Annotated in this window: 18 protein-coding genes; 7 read left to right on the plus strand and 11 right to left on the minus strand. The window is 70.2% G+C overall.

The window, feature by feature from the left end:
* The coding region (locus VFB40_RS14480) for a helix-turn-helix transcriptional regulator (RefSeq protein WP_324850904.1) at positions 1-706 on the minus strand (706 nt) is incomplete at its 3' end.
* A 101-nt stretch (positions 707-807) separates the two neighbouring features.
* On the opposite strand from VFB40_RS14480, the gene VFB40_RS14485 reads away from it, so the two are divergent.
* A complete protein-coding gene (locus tag VFB40_RS14485; RefSeq protein ID WP_324850906.1) occupies positions 808-2,265 on the plus strand; it encodes an MFS transporter in 1,458 nt (485 codons plus the stop codon).
* Between the two features lie 118 nt (positions 2,266-2,383).
* Here the strand turns inward: VFB40_RS14485 and katG are convergent, their stop codons facing one another.
* From katG to VFB40_RS14520, 7 genes are all read right to left on the minus strand, one after another.
* Positions 2,384-4,618, minus strand: coding sequence for a catalase/peroxidase HPI (gene katG / locus VFB40_RS14490; protein WP_324850908.1), 2,235 nt, complete (start codon positions 4,616-4,618; stop codon positions 2,384-2,386).
* Positions 4,619-4,690: 72 nt separating this feature from the next.
* Positions 4,691-5,131 carry a Fur family transcriptional regulator gene (locus VFB40_RS14495; protein WP_324850910.1) on the minus strand — a complete coding sequence of 147 codons (441 nt, stop codon included), beginning with the start codon at positions 5,129-5,131 and terminating at the stop codon, positions 4,691-4,693.
* A gap of 153 nt (positions 5,132-5,284) precedes the next feature.
* On the minus strand, positions 5,285-6,046 hold the full coding sequence (locus tag VFB40_RS14500) for a pseudouridine synthase (RefSeq protein WP_324850912.1): 762 nt from the start codon (positions 6,044-6,046) through the stop codon (positions 5,285-5,287).
* 44 nt (positions 6,047-6,090) lie between these two features.
* Positions 6,091-6,678, minus strand: a complete 588-nt coding sequence (scpB, locus tag VFB40_RS28585; RefSeq protein WP_349261477.1) for an SMC-Scp complex subunit ScpB — start codon at positions 6,676-6,678, stop codon at positions 6,091-6,093.
* Between the two features lie 416 nt (positions 6,679-7,094).
* Positions 7,095-8,159, minus strand: coding sequence for a segregation and condensation protein A (locus tag VFB40_RS14510; RefSeq protein ID WP_324850916.1), 1,065 nt, complete (start codon positions 8,157-8,159; stop codon positions 7,095-7,097).
* A 69-nt stretch (positions 8,160-8,228) separates the two neighbouring features.
* Positions 8,229-8,708, minus strand: coding sequence for a cobyrinic acid a,c-diamide synthase (locus VFB40_RS14515; RefSeq protein ID WP_324850935.1), 480 nt, complete (start codon positions 8,706-8,708; stop codon positions 8,229-8,231).
* A 2-nt stretch (positions 8,709-8,710) separates the two neighbouring features.
* Entirely contained in the window at positions 8,711-9,679 is a 969-nt protein-coding gene (locus VFB40_RS14520; protein WP_349260235.1) for a ParA family protein, read from the minus strand.
* A 591-nt stretch (positions 9,680-10,270) separates the two neighbouring features.
* On the opposite strand from VFB40_RS14520, the gene VFB40_RS14525 reads away from it, so the two are divergent.
* The gene (locus tag VFB40_RS14525) at positions 10,271-10,861 is read left to right on the plus strand and encodes a hypothetical protein (protein ID WP_324850918.1); all 591 of its coding nucleotides are present in this window, start codon (positions 10,271-10,273) and stop codon (positions 10,859-10,861) included.
* Positions 10,862-11,033: 172 nt separating this feature from the next.
* On the opposite strand, the gene ald is transcribed toward VFB40_RS14525, so the two are convergent.
* From ald to pyrG, 3 genes are all read right to left on the minus strand, one after another.
* Complete coding sequence (gene ald, locus VFB40_RS14530; RefSeq protein WP_324850920.1) at positions 11,034-12,149, minus strand: alanine dehydrogenase; 1,116 nt, start codon at positions 12,147-12,149, stop codon at positions 11,034-11,036.
* 272 nt (positions 12,150-12,421) lie between these two features.
* Entirely contained in the window at positions 12,422-13,057 is a 636-nt protein-coding gene (locus tag VFB40_RS14535; RefSeq protein WP_324850922.1) for an NUDIX domain-containing protein, read from the minus strand.
* Between the two features lie 44 nt (positions 13,058-13,101).
* A complete protein-coding gene (gene pyrG / locus VFB40_RS14540) occupies positions 13,102-14,838 on the minus strand; it encodes a CTP synthase (protein WP_349261479.1) in 1,737 nt (578 codons plus the stop codon).
* A gap of 247 nt (positions 14,839-15,085) precedes the next feature.
* Here pyrG and aroH point away from each other — a divergent pair, with 247 nt between their 5' ends.
* The 5 genes from aroH to der all read left to right on the plus strand — a co-directional run bounded on the left by aroH (position 15,086) and on the right by der (position 19,535).
* Positions 15,086-15,448: a chorismate mutase gene (gene aroH / locus VFB40_RS14545; protein WP_324850926.1), complete on the plus strand. Its 363-nt coding sequence runs from the start codon at positions 15,086-15,088 to the stop codon at positions 15,446-15,448.
* Positions 15,449-15,453: 5 nt separating this feature from the next.
* The gene (locus VFB40_RS14550; RefSeq protein WP_324850927.1) at positions 15,454-16,539 is read left to right on the plus strand and encodes a prephenate dehydrogenase; all 1,086 of its coding nucleotides are present in this window, start codon (positions 15,454-15,456) and stop codon (positions 16,537-16,539) included.
* 97 nt (positions 16,540-16,636) lie between these two features.
* Positions 16,637-17,323: a (d)CMP kinase gene (gene cmk / locus VFB40_RS14555; RefSeq protein ID WP_324850929.1), complete on the plus strand. Its 687-nt coding sequence runs from the start codon at positions 16,637-16,639 to the stop codon at positions 17,321-17,323.
* On the plus strand, positions 17,320-18,012 hold the full coding sequence (locus tag VFB40_RS14560; protein WP_324850931.1) for a lysophospholipid acyltransferase family protein: 693 nt from the start codon (positions 17,320-17,322) through the stop codon (positions 18,010-18,012). Before cmk ends, VFB40_RS14560 begins: the two co-directional genes overlap by 4 nt.
* 56 nt (positions 18,013-18,068) lie before the next feature.
* Positions 18,069-19,535: a ribosome biogenesis GTPase Der gene (der, locus tag VFB40_RS14565; protein WP_324850933.1), complete on the plus strand. Its 1,467-nt coding sequence runs from the start codon at positions 18,069-18,071 to the stop codon at positions 19,533-19,535.
* Positions 19,536-19,742: the final 207 nt, after the last annotated feature.

A 19,742-nucleotide genomic window follows, 5' to 3' on the forward strand; every position in this document is an offset into this window, starting at 1 on the left:
GGGTGCCGTAACCGGCCACCTCGTGCTGTGCCCAGAGCCTGGTGAACTCGGGGCTGCGGTCTAACAGGTCTTTGATGAACTGCTCCCAGTACGGTTCGCCGACGTGGTGTGCGTAGGCAGCACGCAGCGTGGCCACGATCCGCGGAGTCTCCTCGGCCCGGTTGACATACGGGTGGCAACAACCGGGAGAGGTGAAGACGCTCCACACCGTGTTGCGGTACTTGCCGCGGAAGTTCTCCAACCCGGGAAACAGCAGCTGGTAGGTGGCGTTCCAGGCGAGCAGGTCGAAGCGTTCGTTGATGACGCAGGCGATGGAAGACAGTTCGTCGAGGACCTGCTGCACCGCGGGCTCCACAGTGCACGAAGGCCTGGTCACCGGGGCGAGCCTGGGCACGTCGGCGAGCCGGTACAGGTGGTTGTGCTCGTCCGCGTCGAGGCGCAGCGTCTTGGCGATCGAGTCGAGCACCTGCGTGCTCGCGTTGATCGGCCGGCCCTGCTCCAGCCACGTGTACCAGGTCACCCCGACCCCGGCGAGCTGCGCCACCTCCTCGCGCCGCAGGCCCGGGGTGCGGCGGCGCAGGCTCGGCGGCAGGCCCACGTCCTCAGGCGAGAGCCGCTCGCGGCGGCTGCGCAGGAAGGTGCCCAGCTCGGTGCGGCGCACCTTGCCGGGGGCGAGCAGGTTTTCGCTGAGCGTCTGGACCGCCATGCCACCATCTTGCGGGAAGCGGCGGGAATGATCCAGGTAGTGTTGGTACCAGGATAAGCAGGCTCTTGGTAACAGGATCGGCGCGCCGCGAAGCTGAGCTCATGTCAAGCACGACTGCTGCTCAAGTCACTCAGCCTTCGCCCACCATAGCCGCTCAGGCGCCCGCGTCATCGAAGAGCGTGGACGCCAAGGGGCCGCTGCTGTGGACCGTGCTCATCGCGATGTTCATGGCGGTGCTCGACGTCGCCGTCGTCAACGTCGCGCTGCCGACGATCCACACCGAGCTGCACGCCACCGGGGCCGGCCTGCAACTGTCAGTCTCCGGATACACCATCACCTATGCCGTGCTGATCGTGACCGGCGCGCGCCTCGGCGACCTGTGGGGCCACGGCCGGATGTTCCGCGCCGGACTGGCCCTGTTCACCCTCGCCTCCCTCGCCTGCGGCCTGGCCCCGAACATCGGCGCGCTGATCGCCTTCCGCGGGCTGCAGGGCGTCGGCGCGGCCGCGATGGTGCCGCAGGTGCTCTCCATCATCCAGCGCACCTTCAACGGACCGGGCCGGCTGCGCGCCACCAGCATGTACACGGCGGTCATCGCGGGCGGCGCGGCGGTCGGACAGGTCATCGGCGGCCTGCTGGTCAGCGCCAACCTCTTCGGCTCCACCTGGCGCCCGGCGTTCCTGATCAACGTTCCGGTCGGCCTGGCCGCGCTCGTCATCAGCGGCCGGGTGCTGCCCAAGGACAGGGGCGAGCGGGGGCGTGGGCTCGACCCGGCCGGCGTCGCGGTGCTGACCCCGACCGTGCTGTTCTTCGTGGTCCCGCTGGTGCTCGGGCACGACGAGCACTGGCCGCTGTGGGGCTGGCTGCTGCTGGCCGCCAGCGTGCTCGGCGCGGCCGGGTTCGTGGCCGTGGAAAGCAGGCTCGGTCGGCGCGGCGGCACCCCGATCATCCCGGGACGCACGCTGCGGCTGCCCGGCTTCGCGCTCTCGATCAGCCTGATGTTCGTGGTCATGGCCGCGATGACCGGCGGCTTCTTCGCGATGACGCTGCACCTGCAGGGCGCGCTCGGCTTCAGCGCGCTGGACGCGGGACTGGCCGGCGCCCCGGCGGCCGGCGCGATCTTCGTGGTCTCCATGCGGTGGCGCAAGCTGCCGCCGCGCTACTACCCGTGGCTGGTCGTCACCGGGTTCGTGACCGTGGCGCTCAGCTCCTTCGCCCTCGCCGGGGTGCTGCACGACGGCACGACTGGCGGCCTGGCGCGCTGGATCCTGCAGGCGGTCAACGGCCTCGGCCTCGGCCTGGCCTACAGCCCGCTGCTCGGCACCATGCTCGCGCGGATCCCGGTGACCGACGCCGCCGACGCCAGCGGCGTGATCTCCACGACGGCGCAGATCAGCCAGGTGGTCGGCATCGCCACCTTCGGCACCCTGTTCCTCAACCTGCTCGCCCAGGCGCACGTCCACGCCTCGGCGCACGCGATCACGGTGGTCATGATCGTCACCGGGATCGTGGCGCTGCTCGGCGGGGTGCTGGCGACCCGCCTGGCCAAAGTGCGGTGATCAGGCGGGCGCGCCCAACACAGCGGCGTCCAGGACGGCCACGGGGGGCCGGCCTGGACGCCGCAGGTGTTTCGCTTTCAGCGGGCGCTTTCCAGCGCCGCGCTCAGGCAAGCGATTCTCAGACCAGGTCGAACCGGTCCAGCTCCATCACCTTGGTCCACGCCGCGACGAAGTCGCCGACGAACTTCTCCTTCGCGTCGTCGCTCGCGTAGACCTCGGCGAGCGCCCGCAGCTCGGAGTTGGACCCGAAGACCAGGTCCGCCCGGCTGCCGGTCCACTTGACCTCGCCGGTGACCGCGTCGCGGCCCTCGAAGGCGTTCGCGTCCTGCGCGGTCGCGTGCCAGATCGTGCCGAGGTCCAGCAGGTTGACGAAGAAGTCGTTGGTCAGCGCGCCCGGGGTGGCGGTGAACACGCCGAGCCGCGACTGCCCGTGGTTGGCGCCCAGCACGCGCAGGCCGCCGACCAGGACGGTCATCTCCGGGGCGCTGAGCGTCAGCAGGTTCGCCTTGTCCAGCAGCAGGTACTCGGCCGGAAGCCGGTTGCCCTTGCCCAGGTAGTTGCGGAAGCCGTCCACGGTCGGCTCCAGCGCGGCGAAGGACTCGACGTCGGTCTGCTCCTGCGAGGCGTCCACGCGGCCCGGAGTGAACGGCACCTCGACCTCGACCCCGGCGGCCTTCGCGGCCTGCTCGACGCCGACGCCGCCGGCCAGCACGATCAGGTCGGCCAGGGAGACCTGCTTGCCGTCCGTCCGCGAGCCGTTGAAGGCCTGGTGGATCCCCTCCAGGGTGCGCAGCACGGCGGCCAGCTGGTCGGGCTCGTTGACCTCCCAGCCGATCTGCGGCTCGAGGCGGATGCGGGCGCCGTTCGCGCCGCCGCGCTTGTCGCTGCCGCGGAAGGTCGAGGCCGAGGCCCAGGCGGTCGACACGAGCTGCGAGACCGTCAGGCCGGACTCGGCGATCCGCGCCTTGAGGTCGGCGATGTCGGCGGCGTCCACGAGCTGGTGCGTCACCGCGGGCAGCGGGTCCTGCCAGATCAGCACCTCGCTCGGGACCTCGGGGCCGAGGTAGCGCACGACCGGGCCCATGTCACGGTGCGTCAGCTTGTACCAGGCCCGCGCGAAGGCGTCCGCGAACGCCTCCGGGTTCTCCAGGAAGCGGCGCGAGATCGGCTCGTAGATCGGGTCCACCCGCAGCGACAGGTCGGTCGTCAGCATGGTGGGGTGGCGGCGCTTGGACGGGTCGTGCGGGTCCGGGACGGTGCCGTCGCCGGCGCCGTCCTTCGGCCGCCACTGCCAGGCTCCGGCCGGGCTCTGGTACTGCTCCCACTCGTAGCCGAACAGCGTCTCGAAGAAGCTGTTGTCCCACTGGGTCGGGGTGTGCGTCCAGATGCCCTCGAGGCCGCTGGTGATGGTGTCGTTGCCCTTGCCGGTGCCGAACGCGTTGCGCCAGCCCAGGCCCTGCTGCTCGATCGGGGCCGCCTCGGGGTCGGGGCCGACGTTGTCCGCCGGGCCCGCGCCGTGCGTCTTGCCGAAGGTGTGGCCGCCGGCGATCAGCGCGACGGTCTCCTCGTCGTTCATCGCCATCCGGCGGAAGGTCTCCCGGATGTCGCGGGCGGCGGCCAGCGGGTCCGGATTGCCGTTCGGGCCCTCCGGGTTGACGTAGATCAGGCCCATCTGTACCGCGCCCAGCGGGTTCTCGAGCTCCCTGTCGCCGGTGTAGCGCTCGTCGCCCAGCCAGGTGGTCTCCGGGCCCCAGTACACGTCCTCGTCCGGCTCCCAGACGTCCGCGCGCCCGCCGCCGAAGCCGAAGGTCTGGAAGCCCATCTCCTCCAGCGCCACGTTGCCGGCCAGGATCATCAGGTCGGCCCAGGACAGCTTCTGGCCGTACTTCTTCTTGATCGGCCACAGCAGCCGGCGCGCCTTGTCCAGGTTGCCGTTGTCCGGCCAGCTGTTGAGCGGGGCGAAGCGCTGCTGCCCGGCCCCGGCGCCGCCGCGGCCGTCGCTGATCCGGTAGGTGCCGGCGCTGTGCCAGGCCATCCGGATGATGAACGGGCCGTAGTTGCCGAAGTCGGCCGGCCACCAGTCCTGCGAGGTGGTCAGCACCTGCGCGATGTCCCGCTTGACGGCGGGCAGGTCGAGCGACTTGAACGCCGCGGCGTAGTCGAAGCCCTCGCCCAGCGGGTTGGCCACCGCGGGGTTCTTGGCGAGGATCTTCAGGTTGAGCCGCTCCGGCCACCACTGACGGTTGCCGCCGCCCTGGGTCGGATGTAGCGCGCGGTCGTGCGCGACCGGGCAGCCTCCAGCGCTGCCCTCCGTCTTCGGGTCGGTGACGATCGCGTCGTGGTTCTCGGTCATGGGGAATCCTTCCGGACTCGGCGGATCACGGTGCTTGCGGCCGCGGCCGGGGCCGCGGCTTGAGACTGGTGGTCAAGCGGCTTCGGGCGTGGTGGAGCAGTCGGGGCACAGGCCCCAGTAGATGACCTCGGCCTCGTCTATCGCGAAGCCGTGCTCGTCGGAGGCGGTGAGGCAGGGGGCCTCGCCGACCGCGCAGTCGACGTCCGCGACGACGCCGCACGACCGGCACACGATGTGGTGGTGGTTGTCTCCGACCCGACCCTCGAAACGGGCCGGACTGCCGGCCGGTTCGATGCGTCGCACCAGGCCCGCGACGGTCAGCGCGTCGAGGGCCTCGTACACGGCCTGCAGGGAGATGTGGCCCACGCGCTCGCGCACCCCGGTGGCGATCGCCTCGACCCCGAGGTGATCGCCGTGCCGCACGGTCTCGAGCAGGGCGACGCGGGCGGCCGTCACCCGCAGGCCGGCGCCGCGCAGTTCCTCGGCGGCGGTCGGAGTACGGGGAGCGGTCATGGCGCCCAACCTACCTTCATAAACACGAACAGTTCAAGAGAACGAATCATTTAAGTTTAGGGGCACGCTAGCCGACGGGCACGCGAAGGGGCCGGTCGATCCGAGATCGACCGGCCCCACGATATGCGCGAAACCGCACGCCAGCGCGTCGGCTTACAGGCCCACCGCCTTGTACAGCGACCCGATCTCCTCGCGGGTCAGCCCGCGCACCTTGCCCGGCCGCTGGTCGCCCAGCGACACCGGTCCGAACTTGGTGCGCACCAGCCGGTTCACCGGGAAGCCGGCCTCCGCCAGCAGCCGCCGCACGATGTGCTTGCGCCCCTCGTGCAGCACCACCTCGACCAGCGCGTGCCGGCCGACCGCGTCCACCATCTTGAAGCTGTCGACCCGTGCGAGGCCGTCCTCCAGCAGGATGCCTTCGCGCAGCCGCTTGCCCAGGTCGCGCGGAATGACGCCCTCCACCTGCGCGACGTAGGTCTTCTGCACGCCGTATGAAGGGTGCGTGAGCCGGTGCGCGAGCTCGCCGTCGTTCATCAGCAGGATGAGGCCCTCGGTCTCCGCGTCCAGCCGGCCGACGTGGAACAGCCGCTGCGCGCGCCCTTCCACCAGATCGCCGAGGTTCGGCCGGCCCTCCGGGTCGGTCATCGTCGAGAGCACGCCCTGCGGCTTGTTGACCGCCAGGTAGGTGGCGTCGGACGCGGAGGCGACGCGCATCCCGTCCACGTGGATGACCACCTTCTCCGGGTCCACGCGCATGCCTTGCGTGAGCACCCGCTTGCCGTCCACAGTCACCCGGCCCTGCTCGATCAGCTCCTCGCAGGCGCGGCGCGAACCGACCCCGGCGGCGGCCAGGACCTTCTGCAGGCGCACGCCCTCCTCGTTCGGATCGTGCTGGGGCGTCGCGCGCCGTTCCATTTTCGTCTCCATCACACGTCAAACGTCATACATCAATGGTTCGGTCAGGCCTCTTCCTCGACCTCCGCGGCCGTGGGCAGCAGCGGGGCGAGGTCAGGCAGTTCTTCCAGGCTCTTGAGGCCCATCCGCTCCAGGAAGTACCCGGTCGTCTGGTACAGCAGCGCCCCGGTCTCGTGCTCGGTACCGCACTCCTCGACCAGGCCGCGGGCCAGCAGGGTCCGCATCACCCCGTCGCAGTTGACCCCGCGGATCGCGGACACCTTAGAGCGGCTGACCGGCTGACGATAGGCCACCACGGCCAGAGTCTCCAAAGCGGCCTGGGTGAGCTTGGCCTGCTGGCCGTCGCGCACGAAGCGTTCGACCACCGGGGCGCACTCCGGGCGCGAGTACATCCGCCAGCCGGTCGTCCCGGAGGCCGAACCGTCGCCGATGCCCACTTCGCGCAGTTCGAAGCCGCGGCGCTGCTGCGTGTACTCCTCGGCCAGCTCGCGCAGCGCGTCGGCGACCTCGCCCTTCGGCCGCTCGATGACCTGCGCGAGAACCACGTCGGTGACCGGTTCGTCGACCACCATCAGGATCGCCTCGAGGCAGGCCTTGAGCGGCGGCAGCGCTCCGGACAGCTCGCCGGCCAGCTGCCAGGCCGGTTCGGGGCGCGGCGCGTTCTCGCGGGCCCGCCGGTTCTCGGCCAGCGTCTCGTTCAGCGCGGCCAGGCCGTCGACGACGTCGCCCTCCTGCGGCTCGAGCTCGTCGATCGACGCCTGGGCCTGCGCCGGGATGGCGATTTCGGGTACGGCGCTGACGGCGGCCGGTTCCCAGTCCTCTTCCCGCTCGGTCCGCTGCTCTTCGTCGGCCGGTTCCGGCTCGGCTTCGTCTGCCTTGTGCGTCTCGCCGGGCTCCGTAACGGCATCGACTACTGCGGATTCCTCGATGTCTTCCGAGACCTCCGACTCCGACTCAGCCTCGGCCTCAGGCTCCGGCTCTATCCGCACGCCGAGCGCCGCCCAGAACGCCGCCCCGCCGCCGGGTCGTGCTTCTTCGTCGCTGGTGCTCACTCGGATGCCTCCTGCGTGCGTTGTGCCGGCACTACCGCGAGGGTGACCGGCCGTTCATCGTCCGGGTCGGCCTGCTGGTCCGCGCTCTGGTCCGCGCTGCCCTCGAACTCCTCCTCGACTTCGATCTCGCCCTCGTCGGTGCCGGTCCAACGCACTGTCAGCTCGCCGAACGGGGCCAGCTGGTCGAAGCCGACCGCCTTCTCCCGGAACAGCTCCAGCAGGGCCAGGAAGCGGGCCACGATGTGGATCGTGTCGGGCGCGTCGGCGATGAGCGTGCGGAAGGTCGCGGTGCGCAGCCTGCGCAGCTTCTCCGCGATCACGTTCGCCTGCTCGCGGATCGAGACGCTGATCTGGTGGATGTGCTCGATCGAGACGGTCGGCGCCTGACGCGGCGTCATCGCGCGCACCGCCAGCGCCGCGAACTGCTCGGGCGACAGGCTGATCAGCACCTCGGGCAGCAGTTCCTTGAACGCCGGCTCCAGCGGCACCGAGCGCGGGTGGCGCAGTGAGCCGAACGCGAAACGCTGCGCCAGTTCCGAGGCGACCTGCTTGTAGGCGCGGTACTGCAGCAGCCGCGCGAACAGCAGGTCGCGCGCCTCGAGCAGCGCCAGGTCCTCTTCGTCCTCGACCTCGGCCGCCGGCAGCAGCCGGGCCGCCTTCAGGTCCAGCAGCGTCGCCGCGACCAGCAGGAACTCGCTGGCCTGGTCCAGGTCCCAGTCCGAGCCCTTGCTGTTGATGAAGGCGATGAACTCGTCCGTGACCTTTGACAGCGCGAGCGTGGTGACGTCCAGCTTGTGCTTGGCGATCAGGCTCAGCAGCAGGTCGAACGGGCCCTCGAACTCCTCGAGGTGCACCTGGAACGCATTGGCGCGGCCGCGGCCGGTACGGATGTCGCCCGGCGCCGGTACCTGCACCTCCGACGGCTCAGTGCCTACTGCGGGCGCGGTGTCTGATGGCGCGCCGTCCGATGACGAGGCGTCCGAGAACGCGACGTCGTGCGGCCGCACGGGCTCGGCCGCCGACTCAGGTTCGGCCGTCGGCACGGGCTCGGTCGGTTCCACAGACTCAACTCTATTACGCCGGTCGGCCCGTATCCGGGCCTAACGCGCCTGGCCGGGGCGGCTGCGCTCCTAATGCCCGCGCAGCGTCTCGACCAGCATCGAGCTCTCGCCGTTCTGATCGAAGTCGGCCAGCACCAGGTCAATCGCCTCACGCACGATCCGGCCCCGGTCCACCGCGAGGCCGTGCTCCGCGCGCAGCATGATCCGCGCCTGCTCCAGGGCGAGCAGTTCCTCGGGCGAGACGTACACGGTGATCTTCTCGTCGTGTCGCTCCCGGCCGCTTGCCCCGCGCGCCGCGGTACCGCGGGGCCGGGATGTGGACCGCACGCGGCCTGGGCGCGTCTGCTGCTCCTGCGGCCCGGCCTCGTCGTAGCCAGGCGCGTAGCCCTCGGCCTCGTGGCCGGGCTCCTCCTCCACCGGGTCGGGCACGGCGCGCAGCCGGTCGGTGCCTGACCGCGGCGCGCGTGCCGCGCTGCCGACCGTGGACAGCGCCGGCCCGGTTATGCCGCTCGCGCCGGTAGGCCGGAAGAGTTCGTCGGCGGCGGGCATCCTCACTCGGCGGGGCACCTCGCCAGCACCTCCCTGGCGAGCTGGCGGTACGCGGCGGCGCCGACCGAACTCGACGCGTACGACGTGATCGGCTCCCCGGCCACCGTGGTCTCCGGGAAGCGCACCGTGCGGCCGATGACCGTGTGGAACACCTGGTCGCCGAACGCTTGCACGACCCGGGCGAGCACCTCGCGGCTGTGTACCGTACGCGCGTCGTACATCGTGGCGAGGATGCCGTCGAGCTCAAGGTCCGGATTCAGCCGCTCGCGCACCTTCTCGATCGTCTCGGTGAGCAGCGCGACGCCGCGCAGCGCGAAGAACTCGCATTCCAGCGGGACGATCACGCTGTGCGCCGCCGTCAGGGCGTTGACGGTGAGCAGGCCGAGCGAGGGCTGGCAGTCGATGATGATGTAGTCGTACTCGGACATCGCGGGCTTGAGCGCGCGCGCCAGCGAGGACTCGCGGGCCACCTCGGTGACCAGCTGCACCTCGGCCGCGGACAGGTCGATGTTGCTCGGCAGCAGGTCCATGCCGGGCGTGACCGTCTTGAGCAGGATGTCGTCGAGGCCGACGCCGCGCTCCATCAGCAGGTTGTAGACGGTGCGGTCCAGCTCCATCGGATTCACGCCGAGGCCGACCGAGAGCGCGCCCTGCGGGTCGAAGTCGACCAGCAGGACCTTGCGACCGTACTCGGCCAGCGCGGCGCCCAGGTTGATGGTCGAGGTGGTCTTGCCGACCCCGCCCTTCTGGTTGCACATCGCGATGATCTTCGCGGGGCCGTGCTCGTGGGCGGGGCGGGGAGCGGGGAACCGCGGCATCGGGCGGCCGGTCGGCCCGACCCGCTCGCGCCGCTGCGTCGCCGGATCCGGCGCGAGGGTGGCCGCGTACTCGGGATCCGGCTCTATTTCCGCGTCGGGGTCGAAGCCGTCCTCGAAGCGAAGTTCGTCGTCGATGCCGTACGGGTCGTCGATCTCGACGTCGCCGGTCCACGCACCGCTGGTCACAACCGTTCCTCCTCGACCGCTCCCTCCGGCGAGCGCCGCCGTCTGCGGGTCGGCGTATGTGGATTCGCTCACCTGCCGGTCATCCTCCCAAGTGCTTGCGGGGCGAGGCCCCCGACGGTGCCCCGACAGCAAGTGTCCACCGTGGCGGCGTCAATTGTCGACCTATGTATTCATCGTCCTGACGCCAGGGCGACTCGACTCTAGGCGGGACCCTCCAATTACAGCAAGGAGACGTCGCTCTGGTGGCGCAACGCGCGCAGGGGAACGAGATTTCGTCGACAAATCATCATCACGGGACGGTCTCGGTCAACTTGTTGGACCTTGGATGAGTCCTGATGGCCCGTCAGAAACCGGTGGACGAAGCGAGGCGGCCGCAAGCTGATGCACGGCACCGCGAGTTAATGCCTGCCTGTAGATCCACATCTGCCCTTAAGGGCACGTTTCGCTTACGAACCCTATCCGGGGGTGGTCCGAGGCTGTACAAGTATGGCAGCCCGCGCTGGATACGCGGGTCGCCGCTGACGCTAGTCGGCGCGCACCTAGGAGGGGTAAGGGTAAATGGATCTGACGAAGCTCGGTCGTTCCGAGCGCGTCCTGGCGATCGTCGGGCTGCTCGCATTCATCGACAGTTTCCTGCCGTGGTATTCGGTGAGCTTCAAGGGCGAACTGGGGGTCATCGCCGGCGGCAGCGTCTCCGGCAATGCGTGGGATGTCGGCTTCTGGGCGTGGTTCCCGATGCTGCTGCTGCTCGCGGTCGCCGTGCTGCTGGTGCTGCCGGCGTTCGGGCAGAACGTCAGCGTCCGCGGCGGCTACGCCAGCTTCGGCGCGGCTTCGCTGCTCGCCACCATCATTGTGTTGATTCGCTGGCTGAGCTACCCGACGGTGTCGGACGCCTACGGGTCCGCGGGGGCGGACTTCGGCACCTACATCGGCCTGGTGCTCGCCATCGTCGCGACCGTTTTCGCATATCTCGGATTCACCGCCGCCGGCGGCACGCTCAACAACATCGGCGCGGCTTTCAAGGGACAGCAGCAGCCGCAGGAGGCCGGGTACGCCCCGCCGGCCGGCGGCTATGTCCCGCCCGCTTCCGGATACGCGCAGCCGGGCGACCAGCCCCCGACGTGGGGGCAGCAGCCGCCGCAGCAGTAATCGTGAGAGGAATCCGTCGGGACGCCCACGTATCCCGTTTTCCCGCCGGATAAGAGCTCTCATATAGCCCTGAGCAAAAGACCGGCCCGCGCTCGTGAATCCGAGCGCGGGCCGGTCTCGTTAGCTCGAAAGATCTAGATCGGCGCGATTCTTCCGATCGTCTCCCGCCTGCTTAGGCCAAGACCTCGTCGAGCTTGAGCGAGGGAAGCCCGTGCGCCTCGGCGACGGGGGCGTAGGTGACCTCGCCGGCGTGCGTGTTCAGGCCGAGCGCGAGCGCGTGGTCGGCGCGGCAGGCTTCCCGCCAACCCTTGTTCGCCAGCTCCAGCGCGTAAGGCAGGGTCACGTTGGTCAGCGCGTAGGTCGAGGTGTTCGCCACCGCGCCGGGCATGTTCGCGACGCAGTAGAACACTGACTCGTGCACCCGGAACGTCGGCTCGGCGTGCGTGGTCGGCCGCGAGTCCTCGAAGCAGCCGCCCTGGTCGATCGCGACGTCCACCAGCACCGAACCCGGCTTCATCCGGGAGACCAGCTCGTTGCTCACCAGCTTGGGCGCCTTGGCTCCGGGAATCAGCACCGCGCCGATCACCAGGTCCGCCTCCAGCACCGCGCGCTCAAGCGTGAACGCGTTGGAAGCCAGCGTCTTGATCTGGTTGCCGAAGACCTTCTCCGCCTCGCGCAGCTTCGCGATGTCGCGGTCGAGCAGCGTCACCTCGAAGCCCATCCCGGCCGCGATCGTCGTCGCGTGCCAGCCGGAGACGCCCGCGCCGATCACGACCGCCTTTGCCGGGGCCACGCCGGGCACGCCGCCGGGCAGCACCCCGCGGCCGCCCGAGAAGCGCATCAGGTTGTACGCGCCGACCTGCGGAGCCAGCCGGCCGGCGACCTCGGACATCGGGGCGAGCAGCGGCAGCGAGCCGTTCGGCAGCTGCACCGTCTCGTACGCGATCGCCGTGACGCCCGCCTTCAGCAGCGCGTCGGTGCACTCGCGCGAGGCGGCCAAGTGCAGATAGGTGAACAGGGTCTGGTCGCGCCGGATGCGGTGGTACTCGCTCGCCACCGGCTCCTTGACCTTCAGGATCAGGTCACCCGTCGCCCACACCTCGTCGGCGCTCGGCAGGATCTCGGCCCCGGCGGCGGCGAAGTCCGCGTCCGGGATCGAGGAGCCGACTCCGGCCTGGGCCTCGACGAACACCTCATGTCCTGCGCGGGTCAGCTCGTGGACACCCGCCGGGGTGATCGCGACCCGGTACTCGTGGTTCTTGACTTCGCGGGGAATACCGACCTTCACGGCGTATCGTCCTTTGAGCGAAAACGACTATGAAACGACTATGTCGGAGAAACCGTGCCGAACCGGGACGAGCCGGTTGCCGGTTGTGGAAATCCTAATCCGCGGATGCCCTGTGCCATGGTCAAAGCGGCCTTACACGCTGCGTCGGGTTTGCGGCAAGCCCGGACGGAGTGTCGCCTCGCAAGCTCTTGCTCTATGGAAAAGACCGCCCCCGGCCTTGGATTCGAAGGCCGAGGGCGGATCTGTGTCGCACACGTTAAAAAGCGCGCCGCCTAGAACGGTCGCGCGGCCCACGGCGCGTCGGCGGGGCGCAGCGAGTCGAGGCCCTCCGGACGGCTGCGCGCCGCAGCCAACGCCAGCACGCCGACGACGGTGGCCGCGGTGCCGACCTGCCCGGCCAGCACCGCCTGGAGCAGGTCCTCGAACGGGACCCACTCCTGCTGCATGTCGGCCTCCTCGTCCTCGCGGTCGTGGGAGTCGCCGTCCACGGTCTCGACGCCGCGCGCCAGGTACACCCGGCTCGCCTCGTTCGAGGAGCCCGCCGTGTTGTAGAAATCCGCGAGCACGCGCCAGTCCGCCGCCCGCAGATCCGTCTCCTCCCACAGCTCCCGCTGTGCGGCCTCCAGCGGAGCCTCGCCGTCACCACGCTTGTCGTGTAGCCCAGCCGGCAGTTCGACCAGCCGGTGCCGCACCGGATGCCGATACTGCGTAATGACGAGCACCCGATCCGCGTCGTCGAGCGCCAGAATCGCTACCGCGCCAGGATGCAGCGTGTATTCACGGTTCTGTGCCTTACCCGACGGCATGCGTACCCGGTCGCGCCGGTATGTGGTGATCGCACCGATTGCAAGGTCCTCGGTGAGCTCAACCGGCCATTCCTCGGGGCTGTCCGCCAATGTGAAAGGCATGCTGGAGATCTTACGCGGCGTCATGCGCGCGGCGGCTCGGCGCGTTAGCCGCGCTGCTTGCCACCGCCGCTGTTGCCACTCCCGCTACCGCTACCGCCACCGCTGCCGTTGCGTCGCGCGACCGCCGCGGCGACCAGGCCGACGAACAGCGGGTGCGGCCGGGTCGGCCGGGAACGCAGCTCCGGGTGCGCCTGCGTGGCCACGAAGTACGGATGCGTCTCACGCGGCAGCTCGATGAACTCGACCAGCCGGCCGTCCGGAGATGTACCCGAGAAGACCAGGCCCCCGGCCGCGATCTTCTCCCGGTAGTCGTTGTTGACCTCGTAGCGGTGCCGGTGCCGCTCCTCGATCTTCGCCTCGCCGTACAGCTCGCGCACGATCGAGCCCTCGGCCAGCTCCGCGGGGTACAGGCCAAGGCGCATCGTGCCGCCGAGGTCGCCGCCGCCGGCGAGGATGTCGACCTGGTCCTTCATCGTCGAGATGACCGGGTGCTCGGTGCTCTCGTCGAACTCGCTGGAGCCCGCGCCGTCCAGGCCGGACAGGTGCCGGGCGGCCTCGATCACCATGCACTGCAGGCCCAGGCACAGGCCCAGGGTCGGCAGCTTGTGCTCGCGCGCGTACTTCACCGCGTTGATCTTGCCCTCGATGCCGCGCACTCCGAAGCCGCCGGGGATGCACACCGCGTCGACGTCCTTGAGCTGCTTGGCCGCGCCCGCGTCGCTCTCGCAGGTGTCGGAGGCCACCCACTTGATCTTGACCCGCGCGTCGTTCGCGAACCCGCCCGCGCGCAGCGCCTCGGTCACCGACAGGTAGGCGTCCGGCAGGTCGATGTACTTGCCGACCAGCGCGACGGTCACCTCGTGCTTGGGCTTGTGCACCCGGCGCAGCAGGTCGTCCCAGGCGTGCCAGTCCACGTCCCGGAACGGCAGGTCGAGGCGGCGCACCACGTAGGCGTCCAGGCCCTCGGCGTGCAGCACCTTCGGGATGTCGTAGATCGACGGCGCGTCGGCCGCGGTGGCCACCGCCTCCTCGTCCACGTCGCACATCAGCGAGATCTTGCGCTTGATCGAGTCCGGGATCGGCCGGTCCGCGCGGCACACGATCGCGTCCGGCTGGATGCCGATGGAGCGCAGCGCGGCCACCGAGTGCTGGGTCGGCTTGGTCTTCAGCTCGCCGGACGGGCCGATGTACGGCACCAGGGAGATGTGCAGGAAGAAGCAGTTGCCGCGGCCGATCTCGTGGCGCACCTGCCGGGCCGCCTCGAGAAACGGCAGCGACTCGATGTCGCCGACGGTGCCGCCGATCTCGGTGATCACGATATCGACCGGGGCGCCGTCCACCTCCACCGCGTCCATGGCCAGGATGCGGGCCTTGATCTCGTTGGTGATGTGCGGGATGACCTGCACCGTGTCGCCGAGGTACTCGCCGCGCCGCTCCTTGGCGATCACCGAGGAGTACACCTGGCCGGTGGTCACGTTCGCGAAGCCGTGCAGATCGGTGTCGAGGAACCGCTCGTAGTGGCCGATGTCCAGGTCGGTCTCGGCGCCGTCGTCTGTGACGAACACCTCGCCGTGCTGGAACGGGTTCATGGTGCCCGGATCGACGTTGAGATACGGATCCAGCTTCTGCATGGTGACCCGTAGCCCGCGCGCCTTGAGCAGCGCGCCGAGGCTGGACGCGGTCAACCCCTTGCCGAGCGAGGAGGCGACGCCCCCCGTGACGAAGAGATGCTTGGTCGGGCGTCCGGAAGGTTTCCTCTGGGCTGCGGAACGGCTGGACACTGCCAACGTGGGGCTCCCGTGGTCGTTGCGAGCGAGTGGCCGGGTGGGGGTCGGCCGGTCATCCACGGGCTACCAGCTTAACAGGCGAATGTTGCGCTTCCGGTTACGTCGCGGGCAAATCCAGCCTTGCGGGTGCCGCGCGCCCCCCGGCTGTCCGCCAATTGGACAGAACTGTTCGCGGTTGGCGGCGCTGGTCGGGTCGTCGCTAGGCTGACCAGGACGATCGACGGGACGGGAGGTGGCCGCGATGGCTGTGCGCGCGGTACGTGGGGCCGTACAGGTGGACGGGGACGAGCGGCAGCTCGTCCTCAAGGCGACCACCGAGCTGGTGAGCGCTTTATTCGAGGCCAACGGCTTCACCGCCGAGGACGTCATCTCCATGATCTTCACCTCCACCCCGGACCTGACCAGCGAGTTCCCCGCGCTGGCAGCGCGGGAGCTGGGCCTGGTGGACACGCCGCTGCTGTGCGCCGCGGAGATCGCCGTGCCGGGGGCGTTGCCGCGGGTCGTGCGGATCCTGGCGCATGTCGAGACGCTGCGGTCGAAGCAGGAGATCCAGCATGTCTACCTCGGCGGGGCTACCGCGCTGCGCCGGGATATCGCACAGTAGCGAGCATGCGTACAGCCGCGGTCATCGGGACCGGTTTGATCGGTACATCGGTAGCGCTCGCCCTAACGCGCCGCGGCGTGGCCGTGTATCTGTCGGACCGCGATGAGTCCGCGCTACGCACCGCCGCCTCGCTCGGCGCGGGAGACGTATCGGAGCCATCGGCGCCCGTGGATCTCGCGGTGGTTGCGGTACCGCCGGCTCACGTTGCAACCGTGCTCGCGGATGTGCAGCGACGCGGGCTCGCCTCCGCATACACGGACGTCGCCTCGGTCAAGGCCGGTCCGCAGAACGCGGCCGCGGCGCACGGAGTGGACCAGAAGTCCTACATCGGCGGGCATCCGCTGTCGGGGCGCGAGACCGCCGGGCCGCTGGGCGCGCGGGCCGACCTGTTCGACGGCCGTCCCTGGGTACTCACCCCGACCGCGGAGACCGGCCGCGACGCGCTCAACCGGGCGCTGGAACTGATCTCGCTGTGCGGCGCGGTCCCGGTCGTGATGGACGCCGCCGATCACGACCACGCGGTCGCGCTGATCTCGCACACCCCGCACGTCGTCTCGGCGATCATGGCCGCGCGCCTCGAGCACGCCTCGGAGGACGCCGCGCGGATCGCCGGGCCCGGGGTGCGCGACGTGACCAGGATCGCCGCCGGGGACCCGCAGCTGTGGCAGGAAATCCTCTCCGCGAACGCGACCGCGGTCGCCGACGTGCTGGAGGAGTACGCGGCCGATCTGAACGCGGCGGTCGGCGCGCTACGCGAACTGACCGCGCAGGACGCCGACAAGCAGGCCGCGGCGCGTGAAGCGCTCGTCTCGCTGCTGCGGCGCGGCAACGCCGGACAGTCCCGCATCCCCGGCAAGCACGGATCGCCGCGCGCGGTCTACGCCGCGGTTCCCGTCGTCATCAGCGACGCGCCCGGCGAACTGGCTCGGCTGTTCGCCGCGGCGGGAGCGGCCGGAGTCAACATCGAGGACGTGCGGATCGAGCACTCGCCCGGCCAGCCGGTCGGCCTGGTCACGCTCCAGGTCGCGCCCGAGTCGGCCGAACCGCTGACCGCGCGGCTGACCGAGCGCGGCTGGACCGTGCGGAGCTGACCGCCGCGTTGACCGCCGCGACCTGACGCCCCGTCAGCACCGATACCCTTTATCTCCGTCCGGGGGTCGGGTCCGAGGAGAAAAGCGTGGTGCCTAGGTGACTGACAAGGCGATCGTGGTCGCGGTGGACGGGCCGTCCGGCTCGGGAAAGTCGAGCGTGTCCAAGGGCGTGGCACGCAGACTCGGCCTCCGCTACCTCGACACCGGTGCCCAGTACCGCGCGATGACGTGGTGGATGCTGCACAACGGCGTCGACGTAACCGACCCGCAGGCGGTCGCCGCGGCGTGCGTTAAGCCGATCATTGTCTCCGGTACGGACCCCGACGAGCCGTCGATCAGCGTGGACGGCGAGGACGTCGGAACGCAGATCCGCACTGCCGAGGTCACCGCCGCCGTCTCCGCGGTCGCCGGAGTGCAGCCGGTGCGTGATCGGCTTATCGGATTGCAGCGGCAGATCATCGCCGCCGCGCTCGCCGAGTCCGGCGGCGTCGTCGCCGAGGGCCGCGACATAGCGGACGTGGTGTATCCGAGTGCGGAAAGCAAGATCTTCCTGACCGCGTCCCCCGAGGCCAGGGCCGCGCGGCGCAGCGCCGAACTCGGCGCGGTCGCCACCGGCGGCGCGGTGACCACCCTCGCCGACCTGGCCAGGCGCGACGCCGAGGACGCCAAGACCACTCGTCCGCACGAGGCCGCCCCTGGCGCGATCGTCGTCGACGCGACCCACCTGACCCTCGCTCAGGTGATCGAGCGCGTCGTCGAACTCGTCGAGGCAGCGCGGGGATGACCACGCCGACGAACGCGCCCGCGGCCGGCCCGGCGCCCGCCACGACGGCTGTCCGCGTCGTGCCGCCCGCGCACGCGGCGCGTCGCGCCCGCCGGATCGGACCCTTCGTGCTGCGGCCGTTCTGGAAGATCAGGCTGCACGGAGCCGAGTACGTGCCCGCCTCCGGCCCGGTCATCCTGGCCGGCAACCACAGCAGCTTCCTGGACGGCCCGTTGATCGTCGGGCTCGCACCGCGGCCGGTGCACTTCATGGTCAAGCGCGAGATGTTCCGCGGCGTGATCGGCTCGGCGCTGCACTGGCTCGGCCAGATCAGCGTGGACCGGCACGGCGCCGACCGGGCCGCGATCCAGGCCGCGCTCGGCGTGCTGGAACAAGGCGGCGTACTCGGAGTGTTCCCCGAAGGCACGCGTTCGGCGGAGGACTTCGCGACCATGCACAATGGTCTTGCGTACTTCGCGCTGCGTTCGAGGGCGCCCGTGGTGCCGGTGGCCTGCCTCGGTGCGGGTACACGCGGCACGACGATCGGCTCGCTGCCCAGGCTGCGCGCGCGTCTCGACGTGGTGTACGGCCCGCCGATCGACCTCGGACGCGGAACCGGACGTAAGGCCGTCGCGGCTGCCAGCGAGCAGCTGCGTGACGCACTGCGCGGGCACATCGAGCAGGCACGCCGCGAAACCGGCCATGCCTGACGCCGCGACGCGGTAATGACGTATTGATCTAGGTAATCGGTAAGGACGAACTGGCGATGACTGTGGACCACGACGCGTTCGACGACGACCTCGACGCGCCGTTCGACCCGAGCGAGTTCGTCGACGAATTCGGCAACGCCGAACCGCTGCCCGCCGAACTCGGCGACGAGGACGAGGAGGCCGGCGCCTCGGCTCCGCTGCCGGTGCTGGCCATCGTCGGCCGCCCGAACGTCGGCAAGTCGACCCTGGTCAACCGGATCCTCGGCCGGCGCGAAGCGGTCGTGCAGGACGTGCCGGGCGTCACCCGCGACCGGGTGTACTACGAGGCGAACTGGGCCGGGCGCCGGTTCACCGTGGTGGACACCGGCGGCTGGGAGGTCGACGTCGAGGGCATGGAGGCCCGGGTCGCCGAGCAGGCCGAGATCGCGGTCGAGCTGGCCGACGCGGTCATCCTCGTCGTGGACGCCACGGTCGGCATGACCAACACCGACGAGGCCTTCGTCAAGGTGCTGCGGCGCACGAAGAAGCCGGTGATCCTGGCCGCGAACAAGGTGGACAACCAGCAGCAGGAGGCCGAGGCGTACGCGCTGTGGTCGCTCGGCCTCGGCGAACCGCACCCGGTCTCCGCCATGCACGGCCGCGGCTCCGGCGACCTGCTCGACGCCGCGCTCGAAGCGCTGCCCGAGCCGCCGCGCGAGGGCTTCGGCGCGGGCGGCCTCGGCGGGCCGCGCCGGGTCGCACTGGTCGGCAAGCCCAACGTCGGCAAGTCCTCGCTGCTCAACAAGCTGGCCGGCGAGGACCGTGTGGTCGTCGACTCGGTGGCGGGCACCACCCGCGACCCGGTGGACGAACTGGTCGAGCTCGGCGGCAAGACCTGGCGCTTCGTGGACACGGCGGGCATCCGGCGCCGGGTGCACCAGACCTACGGCGCGGACTTCTACGCCTCGCTGCGCACCGCCGCCGCGATCGAGAAGGCGGAGGTCGCGGTCGTGCTGATCGACGCCAGCGACGCGCTCACCGAGCAGGACTCCCGGATCATCTCCAAGGTCGCCGAGGCCGGCCGCGCCCTGGTGCTGGCCTACAACAAGTGGGACCTGCTCGACGAGGAGCGCCGCTTCTACCTGGAGCGGGAGATCGAGAAGGACCTGGTGCAGGTGACCTGGGCGCCGCGGGTGAACATCTCCGCGCGCACCGGCCGGCACATGGAGAAGCTGGTGCCCGCGCTCGAGGCCGCGCTCGAAGGCTGGGCCACGCGCATCCCCACGGCGAAGCTCAACTCGTTCCTCGGCTCGCTGGTCGCGGAGCACCCGCATCCGGTGCGCGGCGGAAAGCAGCCGCGTATCCTGTTCGGCACCCAGGTCGGGACGCGGCCGCCGCGCTTCGTGCTGTTCGCCTCGGGCTTCCTCGACGCCGGATACCGCCGGTTCATCGAGCGGCGGCTGCGCGAGGAGTTCGGCTTCGTCGGCTCGCCGATCGAGATCTCGGTGCGCGTGCGCGAGAAGCGGCCGCGCAACAGGAAGTAGGCCCGTTTCGAAACGTCGAGTGCCCCGCCGCGGTCCGTAGAGGTCCGTGGCGGGGCACTCGCCGCGACTAGTACGCGGCGGTTAGTAGGCGGCGGTGAACCGGCGGCCGACGTGCTCGCGCTTCTCCACCTCGTCGACCAGCACGATCGCGTAGTCCTCGGCCGAGATGTTGCTGTTGCCCTCGGCGTCCGCGACCAGGTAGTCGTC

It is taken from the genome of Actinocrinis sp. (assembly GCF_035650855.1).
Taxonomy (GTDB): domain Bacteria; phylum Actinomycetota; class Actinomycetes; order Streptomycetales; family Catenulisporaceae; genus Actinocrinis.